21 protein-coding genes are annotated in these 20,026 nt (G+C 42.8%); 15 read left to right on the top strand and 6 right to left on the bottom strand.

Annotated features, from left to right (window positions below; all coding sequences use genetic code 11):
• Positions 1-28: 28 nt before the first annotated feature.
• Positions 29-706 (bottom strand): PEF-CTERM sorting domain-containing protein, encoded by a 678-nt coding sequence (locus tag BB781_RS16145; protein WP_094228314.1) that lies wholly within the window; start codon positions 704-706, stop codon positions 29-31.
• Between the two features lie 261 nt (positions 707-967).
• Here BB781_RS16145 and BB781_RS09810 point away from each other — a divergent pair, with 261 nt between their 5' ends.
• The 6 genes from BB781_RS09810 to BB781_RS09785 all read left to right on the top strand — a co-directional run bounded on the left by BB781_RS09810 (position 968) and on the right by BB781_RS09785 (position 6,175).
• Positions 968-1,843, top strand: a complete 876-nt coding sequence (locus tag BB781_RS09810) for a damage-control phosphatase ARMT1 family protein (RefSeq protein WP_094228313.1) — start codon at positions 968-970, stop codon at positions 1,841-1,843.
• A gap of 11 nt (positions 1,844-1,854) precedes the next feature.
• The gene (locus BB781_RS09805; RefSeq protein ID WP_094228312.1) at positions 1,855-2,043 is read left to right on the top strand and encodes a CooT family nickel-binding protein; all 189 of its coding nucleotides are present in this window, start codon (positions 1,855-1,857) and stop codon (positions 2,041-2,043) included.
• Between the two features lie 76 nt (positions 2,044-2,119).
• Positions 2,120-3,127: a type II glyceraldehyde-3-phosphate dehydrogenase gene (locus tag BB781_RS09800; protein WP_094228311.1), complete on the top strand. Its 1,008-nt coding sequence runs from the start codon at positions 2,120-2,122 to the stop codon at positions 3,125-3,127.
• Positions 3,128-3,142: 15 nt separating this feature from the next.
• Positions 3,143-3,973 (top strand): bifunctional fructose-bisphosphatase/inositol-phosphate phosphatase, encoded by an 831-nt coding sequence (locus tag BB781_RS09795; RefSeq protein ID WP_094228310.1) that lies wholly within the window; start codon positions 3,143-3,145, stop codon positions 3,971-3,973.
• Positions 3,963-4,796, top strand: coding sequence for an NAD(+)/NADH kinase (locus BB781_RS09790; RefSeq protein WP_094228309.1), 834 nt, complete (start codon positions 3,963-3,965; stop codon positions 4,794-4,796). The genes BB781_RS09795 and BB781_RS09790 overlap by 11 nt, the downstream gene beginning before the upstream one ends.
• A gap of 206 nt (positions 4,797-5,002) precedes the next feature.
• A complete protein-coding gene (locus BB781_RS09785) occupies positions 5,003-6,175 on the top strand; it encodes a homocitrate synthase family protein (RefSeq protein WP_094228308.1) in 1,173 nt (390 codons plus the stop codon).
• Here BB781_RS09785 and BB781_RS09780 read toward each other — a convergent pair.
• The 3 genes from BB781_RS09780 to BB781_RS09770 form a co-directional block, all read right to left on the bottom strand.
• Positions 6,172-6,762: a TIGR00288 family NYN domain-containing protein gene (locus BB781_RS09780; RefSeq protein WP_242492609.1), complete on the bottom strand. Its 591-nt coding sequence runs from the start codon at positions 6,760-6,762 to the stop codon at positions 6,172-6,174. The genes BB781_RS09785 and BB781_RS09780 overlap by 4 nt on opposite strands.
• Positions 6,763-6,962: 200 nt before the next feature.
• Positions 6,963-7,388 carry a hypothetical protein gene (locus tag BB781_RS09775; protein ID WP_242492608.1) on the bottom strand — a complete coding sequence of 142 codons (426 nt, stop codon included), beginning with the start codon at positions 7,386-7,388 and terminating at the stop codon, positions 6,963-6,965.
• Positions 7,385-8,251, bottom strand: a complete 867-nt coding sequence (locus BB781_RS09770; RefSeq protein WP_242492611.1) for a rhomboid family intramembrane serine protease — start codon at positions 8,249-8,251, stop codon at positions 7,385-7,387. The genes BB781_RS09775 and BB781_RS09770 overlap by 4 nt, the downstream gene beginning before the upstream one ends.
• Positions 8,252-8,622: 371 nt before the next feature.
• On the opposite strand from BB781_RS09770, the gene cdhA reads away from it, so the two are divergent.
• The 7 genes from cdhA (at position 8,623) to BB781_RS09735 (ending at position 17,033) form a co-directional block, all read left to right on the top strand.
• Positions 8,623-11,034 carry a CO dehydrogenase/acetyl-CoA synthase complex subunit alpha gene (gene cdhA / locus BB781_RS09765; RefSeq protein WP_094228306.1) on the top strand — a complete coding sequence of 804 codons (2,412 nt, stop codon included), beginning with the start codon at positions 8,623-8,625 and terminating at the stop codon, positions 11,032-11,034.
• Positions 11,035-11,550 (top strand): CO dehydrogenase/acetyl-CoA synthase complex subunit epsilon, encoded by a 516-nt coding sequence (gene cdhB / locus BB781_RS09760; RefSeq protein WP_094228305.1) that lies wholly within the window; start codon positions 11,035-11,037, stop codon positions 11,548-11,550.
• A 30-nt stretch (positions 11,551-11,580) separates the two neighbouring features.
• The gene (cdhC, locus tag BB781_RS09755; RefSeq protein WP_094228304.1) at positions 11,581-12,993 is read left to right on the top strand and encodes a CO dehydrogenase/CO-methylating acetyl-CoA synthase complex subunit beta; all 1,413 of its coding nucleotides are present in this window, start codon (positions 11,581-11,583) and stop codon (positions 12,991-12,993) included.
• Positions 12,994-13,005: 12 nt separating this feature from the next.
• On the top strand, positions 13,006-13,758 hold the full coding sequence (locus BB781_RS09750) for an ATP-binding protein (protein WP_094228303.1): 753 nt from the start codon (positions 13,006-13,008) through the stop codon (positions 13,756-13,758).
• Between the two features lie 27 nt (positions 13,759-13,785).
• Entirely contained in the window at positions 13,786-15,111 is a 1,326-nt protein-coding gene (cdhD, locus tag BB781_RS09745; protein ID WP_094228302.1) for a CO dehydrogenase/acetyl-CoA synthase subunit delta, read from the top strand.
• A 3-nt stretch (positions 15,112-15,114) separates the two neighbouring features.
• Positions 15,115-16,524: an acetyl-CoA decarbonylase/synthase complex subunit gamma gene (acsC, locus tag BB781_RS09740; protein WP_094228301.1), complete on the top strand. Its 1,410-nt coding sequence runs from the start codon at positions 15,115-15,117 to the stop codon at positions 16,522-16,524.
• A 164-nt stretch (positions 16,525-16,688) separates the two neighbouring features.
• Positions 16,689-17,033 (top strand): hypothetical protein, encoded by a 345-nt coding sequence (locus BB781_RS09735; RefSeq protein WP_094228340.1) that lies wholly within the window; start codon positions 16,689-16,691, stop codon positions 17,031-17,033.
• On the opposite strand, the gene BB781_RS09730 is transcribed toward BB781_RS09735, so the two are convergent.
• Together BB781_RS09730 and BB781_RS16360 are read right to left on the bottom strand one after the other, a co-directional pair.
• Positions 17,034-17,213 carry a hypothetical protein gene (locus tag BB781_RS09730; RefSeq protein WP_094228300.1) on the bottom strand — a complete coding sequence of 60 codons (180 nt, stop codon included), beginning with the start codon at positions 17,211-17,213 and terminating at the stop codon, positions 17,034-17,036.
• Between the two features lie 196 nt (positions 17,214-17,409).
• The gene (locus BB781_RS16360; protein ID WP_277985496.1) at positions 17,410-17,541 is read right to left on the bottom strand and encodes a hypothetical protein; all 132 of its coding nucleotides are present in this window, start codon (positions 17,539-17,541) and stop codon (positions 17,410-17,412) included.
• A 307-nt stretch (positions 17,542-17,848) separates the two neighbouring features.
• Here BB781_RS16360 and BB781_RS09725 point away from each other — a divergent pair, with 307 nt between their 5' ends.
• Together BB781_RS09725 and BB781_RS09720 are read left to right on the top strand one after the other, a co-directional pair.
• Positions 17,849-18,910 carry a DUF362 domain-containing protein gene (locus tag BB781_RS09725; RefSeq protein ID WP_094228299.1) on the top strand — a complete coding sequence of 354 codons (1,062 nt, stop codon included), beginning with the start codon at positions 17,849-17,851 and terminating at the stop codon, positions 18,908-18,910.
• Between the two features lie 59 nt (positions 18,911-18,969).
• Positions 18,970-20,022, top strand: a complete 1,053-nt coding sequence (locus BB781_RS09720; RefSeq protein ID WP_094228339.1) for a 60S ribosomal export protein NMD3 — start codon at positions 18,970-18,972, stop codon at positions 20,020-20,022.
• The last annotated feature ends 4 nt before the right edge of the window (positions 20,023-20,026 follow it).

The raw sequence follows: 20,026 nt of genomic DNA, 5'->3' as shown, positions 1-20,026 counted from the left end.
AACCTTAAAAGGTTCCAGTCTGGAAAAGTTACTCCTTACTTCTAATGAAAACAAGTGCAAGTCCCAAAATTGCTATCATTGGAAGAGCCACAGTAGGGAATTCCGGAATGTTGTTGTTAACAGGTGTTTGTTCGCCACCATCATCCTCAGGCCCTTCAGAAGCCGGACAGGCCGATGTTATGGCACCAACTGCATCCATGTCAGCACCTTCATATGAAGCACCACTACTGAGTCCGTTTAAGTCTATTAGTTTGACGTAACTGTATCTTTCGTCCTGGATAACTCCATCTATTGCATCAATATCAAACAATGTTTTCCTGTTGGCATTACCTATCTTAATCCAATTATGATTATCTGTACTAATGAAAACTTCGACAAGTTCATTTGAAGAAGTCCCTGCTTCAAATACAGCAAGATCATATCGGTTGTCGCCTGATGTTGTCAGGGAATTGTCTGTGAATTTTACAATAGCATAACCTTTTGCACCAAGACTAACATATTTATTGTCTGCTACTCCAAGTATTTTGTTAATATCTCCTGAGGATGCCCCACCATTGAGCTGGTAGTCTACGACCTCATCGGCAAAGGACACAGCTCCGGAAGGGAAGTCTACTCCGCGATAGAGAGCACCCGTGGCGGGACTGACCAGTACAAGGGATACTGCTATAGTAACAACTAAGCATAATAATGTTTTTTTCGATCTCATATGAATTTAACCACCTTTTTTAGTGTACCAATTTATCCGGTTCACTCCGGATATTTTACCTAAAAAAGTTAATTACTTATAAATGTTACTAAATTTATTTATTATATATCTCATTTTTTAAAACTTAACTTTCCTCCTTATTTTTAAATAATGGCGCTATGTAATAGATTCACACAAAGTTTTTTTCGCTTTCTTTATAAGCAAGGTTAAACTTATTGCACATGATAAAAATACAGACCCGAAATCCACAGGAATGATCCTATGAAAGTTCACCCAAGATGTTCATATTGCCTGCTATCCCGGGTTCACCTGGAAGCAGAACAGTCAACTGATGACGAGGAGCTAATGCACAAAGCAATTATCGGTGGTATAGAAGTAATGAACTCTATCTATCGGCCGGGAATGCCCGCGGCAGAATTGTCTACAGCCATACACAGGAAAGCCTATGCAATCCTCAACGACAATGATCCGTATCGTAAAATGAAAGAGCTGAGCAGCAATACTGCAGCCAGGTTCCTTCCAGTCATACGTTCACATGTTTTCAACGGGGACGGGGATGATGTTGCCACATTCAAACGTGCAGTTCTTGCGGCTGTAATAGGCAATTATTTTGATTATGGTGTTATGGGACTTGATGTGCCCATTGATGTGTTTGAGGATACCTTCAGGGAGCATTTCAGGCGCGGACTGGATATAGACGATACTGACAGGATGCTGGATAAGCTCAGTAATGTTGTATATCTGGCAGACAACTGCGGGGAAATCCTCATAGATACTCTTGTATTTGAGATAATTAAAAAAATGGGTGGAAACATAACTCTTGTTGTAAGAGGAGCACCAATACTGAATGATGTGACAATGGATGAGGTCAAGGAGTTCAATATTGGTGAAAAAGTAGACCGCGTACTCACAACAGGCTCCAATGCAATAGGTGTTTGCCTTGAGGAAGCTCCGCAGGAGCTTAAAGAAGCACTGGAAAATGCATCACTTATCATAAGTAAAGGAATGGCAAATTACGAGACACTGTCAGAAGAGAGTTATAGTCCGATAGCCTATTTACTTAAGGTAAAGTGCGATCCTGTGGGAGAGGATATTGGGGCACCTAAGGGCTGTTCAGTAGCCCGGTTAATTGAATAGGAGGAACATCTATGTGTGAGCTGAAGGTTATTCTTGTCAATGGTGAAACTCGTAGTACAGTTATGGAATCTGTCACAAAGATTATTGTTGACGGAGAGAATATTGATCTGTATGGGATACTCGGGGAAAAAGAGGTTGTAAAAGGGTTGGTGAAAGAGATCAATTTTGGAACTGGAGAAGCTATTATTTTTCATAAGTGATTTTAAAGTATATTCTATCTATTCATAATTTAATGTCATATAAATAAATGAATAAATAAATAGGAAGTAATTAATTATGTCTAAAATAAAGGTTGCAATAAACGGATACGGTACAATTGGTAAACGAGTGGCAGATGCTGTTACTGTGCAGGATGATATGGAGATAATAGGCATTGCTAAAACAAAGCCTAATTACGAAGCCTTCGTTGCACAAAAGAAAGGGTATGATGTCTACACCCCTGCTGACAAGATCGATGCTATGAACAAAGCAGGAATTCCTGCAGCAGGTACAATTGAAGACATGATCGCAAAAGCTGATGTTGTTGTTGACTGTACGCCTGGTGGAGTAGGTGAAAAAAACAAAGTCCTCTATGAAAAAGCTGGTGTCAAGGCCATCTGGCAGGGCGGAGAGGAGCATGAACTTGCAGGCTGTTCATTCAACGCGGAATCTAATTATGCCGAAGCACTAGGTAGGGACTTTGTAAGGGTCGTATCATGTAACACAACCGGCCTGTGCAGAGTTATATATCCGCTTGATCAGGAATATGGTGTGAAAAAAGTGAGGGTCACACTCATGAGAAGAGCTGCTGACCCAAATGATGTCAAGAACGGACCTATCAATGCTATTGTGCCAAATCCGATAAAGCTTCCTTCTCATCACGGACCCGATGTTAAGACAGTTATACCGCACATTAACATAACTTCAACTGCTGTGAAGTTACCTACAACCCTGATGCACCTGCACACCCTTAACATTGAATTGGAAAAGGAATGCACTGCTGCTGATGTGAAAGCCCTGTTTGCAAAGCAGCCACGTATAAGACTTATAGGTCAGGGAATCGGCTCTACAGCCGAGATAATGGAGCTTGGAAAAGATATCGGACGTCCAAGAGGTGACATGTGGGAGAACTGTATCTGGGAAGATTCTATCACAATGTATGAAGGTGAACTTTACTTCTTCCAGGCAATCCACCAGGAATCTGATGTCATCCCTGAGAATGTCGATGCTATCCGTGCCATGATGGAACTTGAGACAGATGGTGCAAAATCCATAGCAAAGACAAACAAAGCAATGGGATTTTAAACAAATCCAGGCCTTATGCAGTGCACAAGTGATTTCCTGGCGCTTTGTGATAGGATAGCTGATGCAGTTCATGAGGCAATAAAAGGACTTGTCGGTACACCGGATGCCGGCAAGGTCCTGTATATTGGTGCAGACGGAACACCGACAAAACTAATAGATGATGTTTCCGAAAAAGTTATTTTCGCATTACTTGAAAGGGAACACCATTTTTTCCGGGTTATCAGTGAAGAAGCGGGAGATAGGATTGTGGGAAAATCTTCGGATATGTCTCCTCCTGATCATACCCTCATTATCGATCCGATTGACGGGACCTATAATGCATGTTCCGGAATACCATTTTACAGCCTGTCAATTGCCATTGCAGGCAATGATCCGAATGATCTTTTTTTTGGCTATGTGAAAAATCTGGCAACAGGGGATACTTTCTATGCAGGGGCTGGCAAAGGTGCTTATGTTAATGGCAAAAAACTTGAAACATCCGGGAATTCAGATATCAGCAGATTCTGTATGAGTATTTATGGCTACAGGAACAATACGGAGGAAGCTGCGATTATCTCAAAAAGTGTCAGAAGGATAAGGGTACTTGGAAGTGTTGCACTTGAATTATGCTATGTAGCATCCGGGAAAACCGATGCATTTGCAGATGTCAGGGGAACAATGCGCATGACTGATATAGCTGCAGGAAAGCTTATTGTAGAAGAAGCCGGGGGTATTGTTACCAATGGATACGGTGATTCTTTAAAGATGGAAGACAAAGTAGTGAGCAGGGTTATTGTAATTGCATCCAATGGGCATGCACATGACAGGATCTTAAAGCTTTCAACAGGGATAGTACATGAACGTTAGTAAAATAGGGATTGTATCACGTTTTGATCAGCAAGATGCTCTTGATATGGTCAGAAAGATCTATGATAAATTCAGTTCAAAAGTAGAAATAGTAGTTTCTCCCAAGACTGGGGAGCACCTTGGCCTCACAAAGAATTTGCTTCCGGTTGAGAAAATGCGTGATGCAGGTGTTGAATTGATAATCTCTGTTGGTGGTGATGGTACAGTGCTCAGGAATATCTCAAAAATGGACGATCCTTTGCCTGTACTTGGAATTAACATGGGGACTCTGGGTTTTCTTGTAGATGTGCCGCCGGAAGATGCCATAAAAGACATCGAAGATGTTTTGAGGGGCTTTACCTACACTGAACGTTCCCGGCTCAGTGTGTGCCTGAATGGAAAGCGGTTGCAGGACGCAACCAATGAGATGGTGCTTATAACAGCAAGGCCTGCAAAGATACTGACCTTCAGGATATCGATCGATGACTCGCAAATAGAAGATGTGAGGGCTGATGGCATTGTCTTTGCAACTCCTACGGGCTCAACAGCTTATGCTATGAGTGCAGGCGGACCGATAGTTGATCCGAGGGTGGATGCATCGATTATAGTGCCGCTGGCACCTTTTAAGCTTTCTGCAAGACCGTGGATAGTTCCAGGGAACAGTACTCTGAAAGTAGAAATGATAATCCCTGAGAAAGAAGCTGCAGTTGTCATTGATGGACAGCATTCCTACAGTATGAAAGAAAATGATATTGTCATAATTACAAAGGCTGAAAATCCTGCAAGGTTTGTGAGCAGTTCTGTCAATGGTTTTTACGAGAAAGTGCAGAGTAAACTTGCATGACAATTGGAAAATGTGCTGATATTGCGGCAACTAGTTCAAATATCCTCTTTGCAGGATGGAATAGACAAAGGCTACATAAAAGTGCCTTCCATTCACTAAATAAAAGTTGCTCTTGAACATTTTCATAAAAGCATCAATATGTCTTAAAAAAACTAAAAGTTATATATTGGTATTGGAAATTGACCAGCAATCACAGGAGTCAAAGTATGTCAGAAACTAAAGATTACTCAAGAAACAAGCTTATCGATTATTTGAATCTGCCACCTCTTGATATTGAGATTTGTGATGTGACATTGCGGGATGGTGAACAGACGCCGGGAGTTGTTTTTACAAGGGAAGAAAAGATTGCCCTTGCGACAAAACTTGACTCTGTTGGCGTGGATATAATTGAAACAGGTTTTCCGGTGGTCTCTGTTTCCGAAAAGGAAGTTGTTAAAGAAATCGCTAATATGGGGCTTAATGCACGCACATGCTGTCTTTCCAGATCTAAAATGAGTGATGTTGAAATTGCCGTTGATTGTGATGTTGATTTTATCAGTATATTCATTGCGATGTCAGATCTGCATCTGAAATATAAGTATCATAAGAGCTATGAAGAAATGTTTTCCTGCGCCATGGAGGCTGTACAGTATGCAAAGGACCATGGAATTGGTGTAAGGTTTGCAGCAGAAGATGGGAGCAGGACCGATATAGAAGTATTGAAAACTGCTTTCAGGACTGCTGAAGAATATAAGGTAGATTATGTAAGTATTGCAGATACGATCGGCATTCTTACTCCCAGTACTACTCATTACCTCGTAAGCGAGATCAAAAAAGTAGTTAAAACTCCCGTCTGTATCCATTGCCATAATGACCTTGGAATGGCAACAGCAAACACCCTTGCTGCAGCAGAGGCAGGTGCCAAGCAGCTTCATACTACTGTTAACGGTATAGGTGAACGTGCCGGCAATGCCTCACTTGAAGAAGTACTTGTCTCACTTAGGATACAGTATGGTATTGACAGGTACGATACAACAAAACTGACAGAACTTTCAGGAATGGTAAACGAATTTTCCGGAATCAGGCCTGCTGTTACCAAGGCAATTGTAGGACAACATGCTTTTTCTCATGAATCCGGTATTCATGTATGTGCAATTCTTGAAGAACCCCGTACATATGAACTTTTCAGTCCGGAAATGGTGGGTGGTAAGCGTAGTCTTATAGTGGGCAAACATACGGGTATGAAAGCCCTGAAAGGAATCATCGGGAGCATGGGTCATGACCTTTCAAATGAAGAGCTTGCTGCACTTCTTGACAGGATAAAGAACTGCACTGATACAAAACATGGTATATCTCCATCAAGGCTTGAATCAATGATAAATGAAACAAAGATGCATTAATAATCGAACAATGCATCTTTTTTGCGGCGTGAATTTCGTATGATCTCTTTTCCATGTGCAGCACTTGCATTATCCTCTTCAGAGTGGACGTCATCATTGTAATTCATTTCGTCGTTTTCAAGTATGATGACATAATCTGCTGAGTTTCTCAGGGCTGTGGAAAAGCCGGGCTCAACACCAAACAGGATCGTTTCTTTACCATGTTCATTGGCTTTATTCAGGAGTGGTTTGAAATCCGCATCTCTTGTAACAAGTGCCATAGTATCGATTGTTGGATTATAGACAAGTTCCATTCCCTCTACAGCAAGTCGTACATCGACATCACTGGAACATATAATCGGTTCAAATCCATTGTTTTCAATGGCTTCTACAAGCTTATCGGATGCATATTGATTAAGGAATACCCTTCCTATTTTTACATTGCCGTATTCTTTCAGGACATCCCTGATCTCTTCGAGGTTTACATTAAACTCCTTGCGCAATACATTAGGACCATCTACAAGAAGGCCAATACTTCGTCTTCCTGTCTCTTTTTTAGTACTAAGGTATTTAACAATAGAATTCAGTCCGGTTTTCACATTAGCCATGATGCCTCACTATAATGATAATAAGATCGATCTAAACGATCGGATTATATAATTTTCATAAGTATTGTATACGTTATAACTATTATTAGACACAATTAAATCTAATGGGGTACATAAGTATTACTAAGCCAATGCTACCTTTATATACTTTATAATGGCAGAATAGCGACAATTTAGTCCATATTAAAATTCCGGGGCGTTCAGTGTCCCAACATTTCCGCTAACGATTTTGTGGTTATGTTCTGTCTTGATTTTATGTTATCATCCAGAATGAAATAATTTACAAACCTCCCGTCAATTCTCTTTCTTGTAAACAGAATTTCGCCGCCATGTTTTATAAACATATTCATCACTTCTTCAAACTGAATCTTTTCCATGTCTGAAAGTTCTATCAGACTTTCCCCGTCAAGTATCCAGTTGTAGACTGTTAGAAGAGTAACTTCACGTACTCTTTTGAGTTTCTCTGTGTCTTTAAAATCATCAACATAGACCGAGCGTTTGAGCTCCGGGGACCAGCCTGCCAGTTTGTCCTGCATATCAATGAAATGAATAAGGACAACTTCACCTTCTTCAGGCTTTGGAAAAAGCCTTGCAAGATGATTTGCATCTCCTGCCAGAAAGCTCACCTTCTATTATAAATATCTTCATATGATCTGTATCTGGCCTGTGCTCGTTTGATCCGGGATCCCATAAGCAAGCCTACGAAGATACCGCTCAGATGCGCCGTGTGGGCTATCATGTCATTTGAGCCCAGCAGGGCGAAATCGAACAGTGCAAAGAGGATCAGGGCATGAGTAATTCTCATTGGAATAAAATAAAGATATACTTTTATCTCGGGGGCGATTATTGCAAGGGCCGCAAAGATGCCCATTATAGCACCGCTGGCACCGACTACCGGTATGTGCGGGGCGCTGCTTGTCAGGGAATATGCTATAGCTGCAACAAGGCCAGCAGTGAAGTATACATAAAGGAATATCTTTTTTCCAGCTCTTCTTTCGAGTTCAGGTCCAAAGAAAAAAAGTACAAGCATATTGAAAAATATATGCATGAAATCTGCGTGGATGAACATATGGGTTACCAATGTCCACGGTTGTGTCACTATATTTGCAGGTACCATCCGAAAAAACTGCTCATATCCAGGGATGACGATTTGCAAAATGAACGAGAATATACAAAGATAAATTATAGCCATTGACGGACTATTCTTCATGGAGTAGCTGATATTCCTGCCGATGCCCTTTGCTGCGCTTTTTGCTGCATACTTTGCAGTGTTTTTGATAGCGTCCTTGAAAATATCGTCAGTTACGTTGTTTCCCTGTCTGCTGCTTTTATTGTAAAAACCATCCTGCTTGAGTTGTTCAAGACCCTCGCATGCATGTTGTTCAGGAAGCCTGTGCCCGGAACAAAAAGTTTTTCCACAAAAGCGGCATTTAAATGGCATGGTTTCTTCCTTGCCGCAGATCCAGCATTTTTTGTCCAAATAATTCACCATGATCTAATGCTTCTCTATGGTAGACGGGCATCAAATAAAACTATTTCTGCGAAATATCGAAAAAGGGACCATCTATCAAGAATAATCGTGACAGATGTCGGAAAACTTATATGTGAAAATTGTCTATTATTGTTGCTTATCTTCTCATCATTGGATATATTTTTTTACTGGAAAGTTATGTGAAACATTGAACCAATGGTCACAAATAATCATGATAGATTCTGGAAACTTTTTTATATAGGGTGGTGTTATTAGAACATCCTGCACAACAGTTTCAAAAATATTACTAACAAATGTGTAAATAACACTTAATCATACGACAGTGTTTTTTTGTAGCACTGCTATCTATTAAGGAGGACAAAACAAACATGAGCGACATACCAACTGGGCACATTTCCATTGAAGAACTGGAAAACGTTCAGATCACTATCGGCAAAATCGTAGGTGCCGTTGAGAAAAAAGCAAAAGAAGAAGGAGTCGAAGTAGGTCCTACTCCAAAGCCTGGAATCTCAGCTCTGAGGGAATGGGATTACAAACTTCTAGCCCGTTACCACCCGGTTTACACTCCGGTCTGTGACCAGTGTTGTTACTGTACTTTTGGTAAATGTGACCTGGGTGGAAATAAGGAAGGTGCCTGTGGTATCAACATGGAAGCTCACCAGGCCCGTGAAACTCTTCTAAGGGTAATTACCGGTGCTGCAGCGCATGCAGGACACGGTCGCCACATTCTTCATCATCTTATACACCTGTACGGACGGGACAAACTAATAGACGTGGGGCCTTCAAATCTGCTGGCACCAAACACCCAGGCTGTAACAGGTATCAATCCTGAGACCCTTGGTGACCTTGAAGAAGTCATGGATTATGTTGAGGAGCAGCTCACCCAGCTGCTTGCTACCATCCATGCCGGACAGGAAGGGGCAGCAATTGACTTTGAGTCAAAGATTCTTCACGGCGGTATGCTTGACCACGTTGGTATGGAAGTATCCGACCTTGCCCAGATCTCATGTCTTGGGATGCCTAAATCAGACCCTGAGGCCCCTCTTGTGGAAATTGGAATGGGGTGCATTGACTCAAGCAAACCAGTACTTGTTGTCATCGGGCACAATGTCGCAGGTGTAACTAACATCATGGATTACATACATGAGCATGATCTGGGAGACAAGATGGAACTTGCAGGTCTGTGTTGTACTGCTATTGACATGACCCGTTATCAGACCGATCAGGGCCAGAAGCCACAGGCCAAGATCATTGGTACACTTGCAAAAGAACTCAAGATGATAAGATCCGGAGTTCCCGATGTGATCGTTGTTGATGAACAGTGTGTCAGAGCAGATGTACTTGATGAAGCAAAGAAGCTCTCAATTCCTGTAATCACAACCAATGAAAAGATAATGTATGGTCTGCGCAACAGGTCAAAGGACAGTGCAGCAGATATCATTGAAGATCTTTCCACTTTCAAGGAGCCAGGTGCCCTTATTCTTGATTTTGATGTTCTCGGGGAAGTAGCTCCGGAACTTGCGATAAAAATGTCAAAGATCCGTGAAGAGATGGGTATCAAAGCACTTCCAAGCGAGGAGGAGCTTCAGGAACTTTCCGCAAAATGTGTCCAGTGTGGCGCATGTGAAATGGATTGTCCTGACAATCTCCCTATCATGGCAGCAATGAAAGCAGGAGTTGACAAAGATTTCAGCAAATTTGAGTACCTGCACGACAAGTGTATCGCATGTGGGAGATGTGACCAGGCATGTCCAAAGGACATCCCTATCCTCAACATGATAGAGAAATCATCCCAGAAGCTCATCCGTGAGGAGAAGGGACTCATGCGCGCAGGCAGAGGGCAGATAAGTGATCCTGAGATCCGTGAAGAAGGTGTTAACCTTGTTATGGGAACAACGCCTGGTATCATTGCAATGGTTGGATGTTCAAACTATCCAAACGGTACAAAGGACTTGTACTTAGTTGCAGATGAGATGCTTAAGAGGAACTATATTGTGGTAATGTCAGGATGTTCTGCAATGGATCTTGGAATGTATAAAAATGAAGACGGCCAGACTCTTTATGAGAAATATCCGTCAAAATTCCTTGCAGGAAACCTTATTAACGTCGGATCATGCGTTTCCAACTCCCACATTACAGGAACGGCCATCAAGGTAGCCGCAATTTTTGCACAGAGGAAAGTTTCCGGTAACTATGAAGAAATTGCTGACTACATCACAAATCGTATTGGTGCCGTTGGTGTTGCATGGGGGGCCTATTCCCAGAAGGCAGCTTCTATCGCTTCCGGCTGCAACAGGCTCGGTATCCCTGTAGTTGTAGGACCACACGGTTCAAAGTATAGAAGGGCACTTATTGGTAAGCCATATCAGGAAGAGGACTGGAAGGTCTATGACGCAAGGGACGGTTCAGAAATGCCTATTCCCGCATCACCTGAATTCCTGCTCACAACTGCGGAATCCATTGAAGAACTGCTTCCTATGCTTGCAAAGAACTGTATCCGTCCATCTGACAACAACATGGGCAGGATGATCAAACTAACCCATTACATGGAACTGAGCCAGAAATACCTTGGGCATATGCCGGAAGACTGGTACAAGTTCGTAAGAATGGAGACTGACCTTCCGCTTGCAAAACGTGAGGAGCTTCTCAAGATTCTTGAGAAGGACCATGGATGGGAAATTGACTGGAAGCGTAAGAAGATCCTTTCCGGACCAACGATGAAATCTGATGTTTCCGCCCAGCCTACAAATGTGAAGAGACTCTGCAAGGGGGAATGCTAAATGGTCGATACAACCAAGAACACACTGATCTACACTACCTCGGGGCGAAAAATAGCAAAACCTGTAAATCCAAATGTGGCAGGAAAGCTGATATCAAAGGCAAAGAGACCTCTTTTAGTAGTTGGAGCTGAGATACTAAATGGCGATCATCTCCTCGTAGAGAAGACAATTGCAATTGCAAAGAAAGGAATTCCAGTAGCAGCTACCGGACATTCCATAACAGCACTGGTAAATAGAGATATAGGTGCAAAATACATCAATATCCATTCACTTGGTCATTTCCTGGGAGATGAAAAATGGGGCGGCCTGGATGGTCAGGGGCCTTATGATACCATCGTTTTCCTTGGACACAAGAAGTATTATCTTGATCAGGTCCTTTCAGGACTAAAGAACTTCACAGACCTGAAGACTATTGCTATCGAGAGACATTTCATGCAGAATGCTACATTGTCCTTCGGAAACTTGAAACCCGAAGTACATATTGAAGCGCTTGACGAATTTATTGAGAATTTATAGTATTAATGCTGACAACACGGAGAACTAATCATGGCAGATGAATTTCCTTTTGAAATATCTCCTATGTTTGAAGGAGAAAGGATTAGAAAAGACAACATGTATGTAGAACTTGCAGGCCCAAAGTCAAAAGGCTTTGAGCTTGTAAGGGCAGCAGATATGGATGATGTTGTGGATGATAAGTTCACATTGATAGGTCCTGATCTTGCAGACATGGAAGAAGGTTCCAGATATCCTATTGCAATGATCTACAAGATTGCCGGAGAACTTGTAGAAGCTGATCTTGAGTCCATCGTTGAAAGAAGGAACCACGAATTCCAGAACTACATACAGGGCTTCATGCACCTGAACCAGAGAGATGACGTGTGGCTGAGGGTCGGAAAGGATGCGGTCAAAAAAGGTATGACCTCTTTTGAGCCGGTTGCAAAGGCAATAATGATGCTCTTCAAGAACGAACTTCCGTTCATAGAGAAGGTCGAAGCAGTCTATATAACTGACATGGCAGAGATCGAAAAAGAGATCGAGAACGCAAAGGCAGTCTACAAGGCAAGGGATGAGAGAACCCGCGATCTTCACGATGAGGATGTTGACACATTCTACGGATGTACTCTATGTGCATCATTCGCTCCGACCAACGTTTGTGTGGTAACACCTGACAGGATATCACTTTGTGGTGCTATCAATTGGTTCGACGGCAGGGCAGCAGCAAAGGTAGATCCGGACGGTCCACAGTTCGCAATTCCAAAAGGAGAAGTCATCGATGCAGAATCCGGGGAATACACCGGTGTCAATGAAGCTGCAAAGAGACTGTCAAGCGGCGAATACGACCGTATAAAACTGCACTCATTCTTCGAGTACCCGCACACATCCTGTGGATGTTTCGAAGTTGTAGGGTTCTATATCCCTGAAGTCGATGGTATCGGATGGGTAGACAGGGACTTCGCAGGCACAGCACCAAACGGACTTCAGTTCTCAACCATGGCAGGACAGACTGGTGGAGGCAAGCAGGTTGTCGGTTTCCTTGGAGTAGGTGTCAATTACTTCCGCTCACCAAAGTTCATCCAGGCCGATGGTGGCTGGGACAGGGTTGTATGGATGCCAAAGATGCTCAAGGATAAGATAGTAAACGATATGCCAGAAGGTATTCGCGATATGGTAGCAACCGACGAGGATGCAGCAGATGTTGAGAGCCTCAGGAACTTCCTCAAGGAAAAGAACCACCCAATACTTGCAAGGTGGGTAGAGGAAGAAGAGGAAGCCCCTGAAGAGGAAGAAGCACCCGCAAAAGCAGTCCCACAGGCAGGATTCTCTGCTCCGCAGATGATGCCTTCAAACTTCATGCCATCCATGCCAATGATGAGTGGTGGCGGTTCCGGCGGTGTGAGGATCATATTGAAGAATGCAAAGGTAAGCATCGAAAAGGTAATCATTAAGAAACAGGACTAAGAGAGGTTTTCTGTGGCTAAGATAATTGCAGTGACAGGTAAAGGTGGAACAGGGAAGACAGCAATAACAAGTCTTCTCATCCGCTACCTTACAAAAGGTGACAAGGTTGTCCTTGCCGTTGATGCGGACCCTGACACCAACCTTCCCGAAACACTTGGGTGTGAAACCAGCAAGACGATTGGTGACATCAAGGAATACATGCATGATGAGCGTGACAACCTTCCTCCTGACATCAATAAGGAATCCGTATTAGAGTCAAAGCTCTACGAGATCCTTGAAGAGATGCCAGGGTATGATCTGCTTGTCATGGGAAGGCCGGAAGGTTCAGGATGTTATTGTTATGTCAACAACCTGCTTCGGGGTATCATGAACAAGCTTGTGAACAATTATGATGTGCTCATAATCGATGCTGAAGCCGGTCTGGAACATTTCAGCAGGAAGATATTCAGGAATGTCGATGACCTTGTAGTTGTCACAGATGGTTCACGCAGGGGACTGCGGACTGCCGAGCGTATCCGGGAGCTTGTGGGTGAACTGGAGACCGATATATCAAACATTTATGTTATTGCAAACAAAGTCACAGATGCAAACCATGAGAAGATCGCCGGCACTGCAAAAGAGCTTGGTCTTGAACTGATAGGAATGATCCCCGTGGATGAGATGATAGTGGAAAGAGATCTTGCAGGGGAACCTTTATTCGATCTTCCGGATGATTCTGCAGCAGTACAGGAAATTGAGAAGATCGCTCAGAAACTTGGTTTGTAACAAATATTATCATATGGTGGAATGCACATGACAAAGAAAATGAAATTATCGCAACTTAGTGATATGTTGCAGGATCTCAATGTGGAATCACTTGAAGGGGTGACCATAGAAGGTGACATTGAGCTCAACATTACAGGCGGCGGCGGACTCAATCCTGCACTCGCTTATGCAATTGGAAGTGAGATCTCACAGATCTCCCTGCACATGGCTAACATAGGGAGGATCCTTGGATTCCCTGCTGAACAATTGTTCGCATCTGCTTTCGGACTGGGAGAGATGCCCCAGCCTCAGGCACTTCCAGCTTCCCCGAAGATACAGGAACTACTTGCTTCCAAATTCGAGGTTGCAAAGATTGACAACTGGAAGAATCCAATCCAGGAAGTTACACTTGGTGCAACATCAGCCGATGGTGGCTCAAGGAAGAGTACAGTGACCCTCGGTGGCGAGAACGCACTTCCATACTACTTCGATGCAGAAATGCCTCACAGGAACTATATCACCATGGATGTCTTTGACATGCCTATAAATATGGCAAAGTCAGTAAAGGGTAATTATGAAGATGTTATCAACGACCCTGCAGAGTGGGCAAAGAAAGTCGTGCGTGAGTTCAACGCTGATATGGTTACTATTCACTTAATTTCAACTGACCCTCTCATTAACGATACTTCTGCAAAGGAAGCAGCAAAGGTTGTTGAAGATGTACTTCAGGCAGTTGACGTACCTATTGTGATAGGTGGCTCAGGAAATCCTGAAAAAGATCCCGAAGTGCTTGAAAAGGCAGCTGAGGTTGCAGAGGGGGAGAGAGTACTCCTGGCATCTGCCAGCCTGAACCTTGATTATGAGAGGATAGCAAAGGCAGCTATCAACCACGGACACGTTGTTCTTTCCTGGACACAGCTTGAGATAAACGCTCAGAAGGAACTCAACAGGAAGCTCATGAAGCAGTGCAACGTTCCAAGGGACAGCATTATCATGGACCCGACAACAGCTGCACTTGGATACGGTCTTGACTACGCTTACACCAACATGGAACGCATAAGGCTTGCTGGTCTTATGGGTGATGACGAACTCACATTCCCAATGTCATCCGGTACTACCAATGCTTGGGGTGCCCGTGAGGCATGGATGGTTTCATCCCCACTAAAGCAAGACTCTGACTGGGGACCAAGAGAATATCGTGGTCCGATATGGGAGATCGTTACAGGTCTTGCGCTCTCACTTGCAGGTAATGACATGTTCATGATGATGCACCCGACATCAGTTCAGGTGCTCAAGGAAATTACGCAGACACTCTATGGCTCCATAGAGGCCGAAGAGATAGATATCACCAACTGGATCGGAGCGGAGGTGTGATAAATGAAAATTAACAGTCCACTGGAAGCTTATAAGTTCCTGCCAGGCACCAATTGTATGGAATGTGGTGAGAAGACATGCATGGCCTTTGCAGCACATCTCATTGACAGGTCAAAGAAACTCACAGATTGTACTCCAATCCTTGATGCGAAGTTCAAAAAGAAGTTCACAGATCTTGATCAGCTCCTGGCTCCCGAGATAAGGGAAATTGAGATCGGCGCTGGCGAGAAGGTCGTAAAGATCGGTGGAGATGATGTGCTTTACCGTCACAAGCTCACATTCTTCAACCAGACGAAGTTCGCCTACGATGTATGGGACACAATGAATGAAAAGGACCTGGTTGAAAGAGTAAAATACATCCAGGACTTCAAGAAGTTCTATGTAGGTGACTTCCTCACCGTGGATATGGTGGCTATACGCAGCACATCTAACGATCCTAAGAAGTTTGCAGCAGCCGTTAAGAAAGTAGTCGAAACAACAGACCTGCCAATCATTCTATGTTCATTCAATGCTGAGGTTCTCAAAGCAGGCCTTGAGGTCTCAAAGGGCAAGAATCCACTCCTCTACGCTGCAAACAAGGACAACTGGAAAGAGGTCGCAGAACTTGCACTGGAGTACGATGTACCTGTAACACTCTTTGCACCAAATGACCTTGATCTTCTCAAGTCAATGGCAAAGACTTTCGCAGAAATGGGTACTGAGAAACTTGTGCTTGATCCTGGTACATTCCCAACCGGTAAGCAGCTCAAGCAGACCTTCAACAACTTCACCAAGGTACGCAGGGCTGGTATCGATGGTGACCGCGAGATTGCTTATCCGATAATGGCAGTACCTTTTACAGCATGGATGGCTCATGACGATCCGGTAAGTGCATCTTACTGGGAAACTGTTGTTGCATCAGTATTCACCATCAAATACGGTGACATAATGATCCTCCACAGCACAGAACCATACGCAATGCTGCCTGAACTGCACATCCGTGATACTATCTATACTGATCCGAGGAAACCTGTAAGTGTGGATCCGGGTATGTACAAGGTAGGAGAGCCAACAGCAGATTCCCCTGTGCTTGTTACAACCAACTTTGCTCTGACATACTATACTGTGGAGAGTGACATTTCATCCAACAAGATAGACTGTTACCTCTGGGCAATTGATACTGATGGTATTGGTGTTGAAGCGGCTGTGGCAGGTGGACAGCTCACCGCCGCAAAGATCAAGAAAGGAATAGATGGATCAGGCTTTGATCTTAAGAAGGACACATCACACAACACTATCATTCTTCCGGGACTTGCAGCACGTCTGCAGGGTGACGTGGAAGATGAGACAGGTGCTAATGTCATGATAGGTCCTGCAGATTCAGGAAGGATCCCAGGCTGGATGGAAAAGAACTGGCCACCGCAGAAGAAATAAGACTATCCTTAAAGGTGTTATGATGTTCACATAGCACCTTTTTTATTTGATATTCTGTCTTGTTTTACATTGTATTCTAATAATCAGGAATGAAAACAGGAACGAAAATCGATTTTGAACACAAAATTCTTATACTATTTACATGTGGTTCTAGTTGGGATAAGATGGATATGATCATACGTCATAACAATTGCATCGAACTGACAAGAAATGGAATGCACTGTGTCATTATTGGCGATGTGAAGGATGTCATGGATGAGCATATTGAAAAAATGGCTGAGTGGGCAGCATGCCTATGGGACTATGATAAGATAACCATGTGGAAAAAATCCGACTCTATGAGTCCCGGCTATTTCATACGCGATAGTGAAGAGGGCAGATACAAAGTACATGTTCTTGATATGGATCAAAAATCAGCTCTTTTCGGTGGAGCACGAAGCGACAGTCCGGTGAAACTGAATAACTGGGAGCAGAGAGAATTGCTTGCCTACATAGACTGGTTTGCATAATCAATACCCGCATTCATCTATCATTATTTCCTGAAAATAGTCACTGTAAAGATTAACAGTAAATTTTGCTTCAAGGTAATTCAGGTACTCGCATTTACCTGTTTTCAGGAAAATAATACAATTTAGGCAGTAATGTTCTTTATTTTTTTCAGAATAACCTAGTTCCTCTATTATGCACATGTTTTAACTCCGTTATCATTGATAATGGTCGTTATCATCTCTTTTGCAGAAGTTATTCTTTCACAGTTCTTGCAATAATAGAATACATTAGATCCTATCAGTTGTCTCTTAACTTCTGTACAACAATGGCTACAGTATAAAGGTTCTTTGATTATCATTCGTTCATCTCCCACTTATAAGAAAATCCATATGCTGCTTATTTTGCATCCATCCCGCCGATCATGAAACGCATAAGTTCCAGATCGTCTTTGCTCATCGTTTTTTCGTACTGTCCGTTGACGATTGATTTCAGACTACTTTCTATCTCAGTATTTGCATATGTATCCATACATTTTTTAATGTAACGCATAATTTTTTCCTCTTTTTCCTTAGTCAAACGCTAATACATCATGCGCAAATATATATCATGTGCATATATTATCTATATATCTTAGTAAAATACATTAATCTATGAAATATATATACTATATGTAGGTGAGTGCCAAATTAAAGGTGTTTTTGCTTTTTCCTCTATTTGCTACATATTATAATAAAAGAGGCAAAGGCGTGTTTTTGTTCTGGCCAATATGGTTACATCAGATCAGGACGTATGTATAAATACTGATATATCAAATTGTAGATGCAGAGGTAGTGGTATGAGTGAAGTCTTTTTTAGATCCGCAGAAGAGATCGGGCCTGAGAACACCCAGATCGATCAGATAGTTGACCTTTTCCCAAAAATATCTCCTGTTATGAAAGGTGATATTGTTGCAATAAAGATACATCCGGGAGAGCTTGGAAACACTACATATGTACGTCCTGTTATTGTAAAGACCGTAGTCGATCTTGTAAGGGAGGCAGGTGGAATTCCTTTTATTACGGATACGACCGTTCTTTACAGTGGAAAGCGTTTCAATGCTGCAGATCTGCTATATACTGCTGCCACGAATGGTTTTACGCATGGGAGCATGGGTGCCCCCATAATTTGTGCAGATGGGCTCCAGGGAGATGATTTTGTATCAGTGGATATCGGAGGGGATGTACTAAGTGAGATCTCTGTGGCATCAGCCATCGCAAAAGCTGATTCGATGATAATGATATCACATTTCAAAGGTCATCCCGGATCCGGATTTGGAGGAGCGGTCAAGAACCTGGGCATGGGATGTCTGGATAAAGCAGGAAAGACTGCTGTTCATGAAGTTGGAAAACCTGACATTGACCATGACAGATGTGTAGGATGTAAAAAATGTATCAAGACCTGTCCGTGGAATGCATTGTCAATTGAGAATGGGAAAGCAAGTGTAAATAAGGATTTGTGCAGAGGTGAACTCTCATGTCTTGGGAGCTGCAATTACCAGGCTATCGTTCCTCCCTTTGATGCGCCTTTGAGAATGCAGGAAAGACTTGGGGAAGCTGCTATGGGGCCTGTAAAACTCCTGTCTGGAAAAATAGGGTACATCAACTGGATATTTGACCTGACTCCCGGATGTGACTGTTTCAACTTCTCAGCACCAGCTTTTGTGGGGGATGTAGGTATCACGGCTTCAAAAGATCCTGTTGCCATTGATAAGGCAAGCCTTGATCTTGTAAATGAGAAAATGAAACATGAAAATAGGGGCCGTATTAATAATGTATGGGGTATAGACCCTATGATCCACCTTGAGTATGCGAGAAAGATTGGTGCTGGTAGTACGAATTACAAGTTAATACGCCGGTAAAACAGACGACTTTATTGCTGAGCGAAAACAATATCTAATTAACTATGATATCAGAGCCGATGAACAGTACCATATGTCCAAAGTGCGGAAATGAAACACCGAAACTATTCCAGGGACGCTGTAAAAACTGCTTTTTAGAAACCTTCACTCTTGCAGAAATAGCTCCGGTGTTGCACACAAAAATATGTTCTAGTTGTGGAGCGCGCAATGTCAAGAGCAAATGGGTAAATGTTGGCAGCCTTAAAGATGTTGTAGTCCAGGCTGCAGAAGATGCGCTTTTTGTACATGAACTAGCTGAGAACATTGAGGTATATGTCCAACCCCGGGAAGCCACACCTTATCTTTTTAAGGTGCATATTGAGGCAGATGCAATTTTGCTGGATGAGATGTTCCATCAGGATCTTGAAACCGAGATTCGTGTAATACGTGAGTCATGTGATATGTGCAGTCGTATATCAGGCGGATATTTTGAATCTATCATGCAGATAAGAGCTACTAACCGCATTCCGGGTGATGAGGAGAAAATTAAATGCATCAATATCGTTAACGATGTACTGGAAAGAATGCGCAATAAAGGTGACAGGCTTGCTTTTATATCCAATACTGCTGAGATAAAGGAGGGTACTGACCTTTATCTTGGTTCTTCAAATGCAGGCAGACATATCTGCAAAGAGATTGTTTCCAGGCTTGGGGGCAGCTTTACCGAATCTGCAACATTGCAGGGAAGAAAAGACGGGAAGGACGTTTACCGTGTCACTTTTTCACTGAGACTTCCTGAATTTATGCCCCATGACTTTATAGAGCATAAAGGAAGAATAATAGAGATCAGGAAGTTTGGAAAGAATGTCAGTGGTATTGATGTTGAGACAGGGGCACGTTTTACAGTTGCACCTGATGAGCTGGATGGTGCAAGGCTCCTTATAAATCGAAAGGATCTACAAAAAACAATTCTTGTAGCTATTGAAAACAATGATCTTCTAGTACTTGATCCTGACACTTATGAAACCGTGACAATCAAAAAACCGATAATGTTTACTGCAGAAGCAGGGACAGATATACCAGTCATCAAAACCGAAAAGGGACTTCTTGCTGTTGCCGATGTGTCCAAATAAAAAG

Source organism: Methanolobus psychrotolerans, from assembly GCF_002243045.1.
Classification (GTDB): domain Archaea; phylum Halobacteriota; class Methanosarcinia; order Methanosarcinales; family Methanosarcinaceae; genus Methanolobus; species Methanolobus psychrotolerans.
Note: the sequence above shows the minus strand (reverse complement) of the source record. Positions and strands in the feature narration are given on the sequence as shown.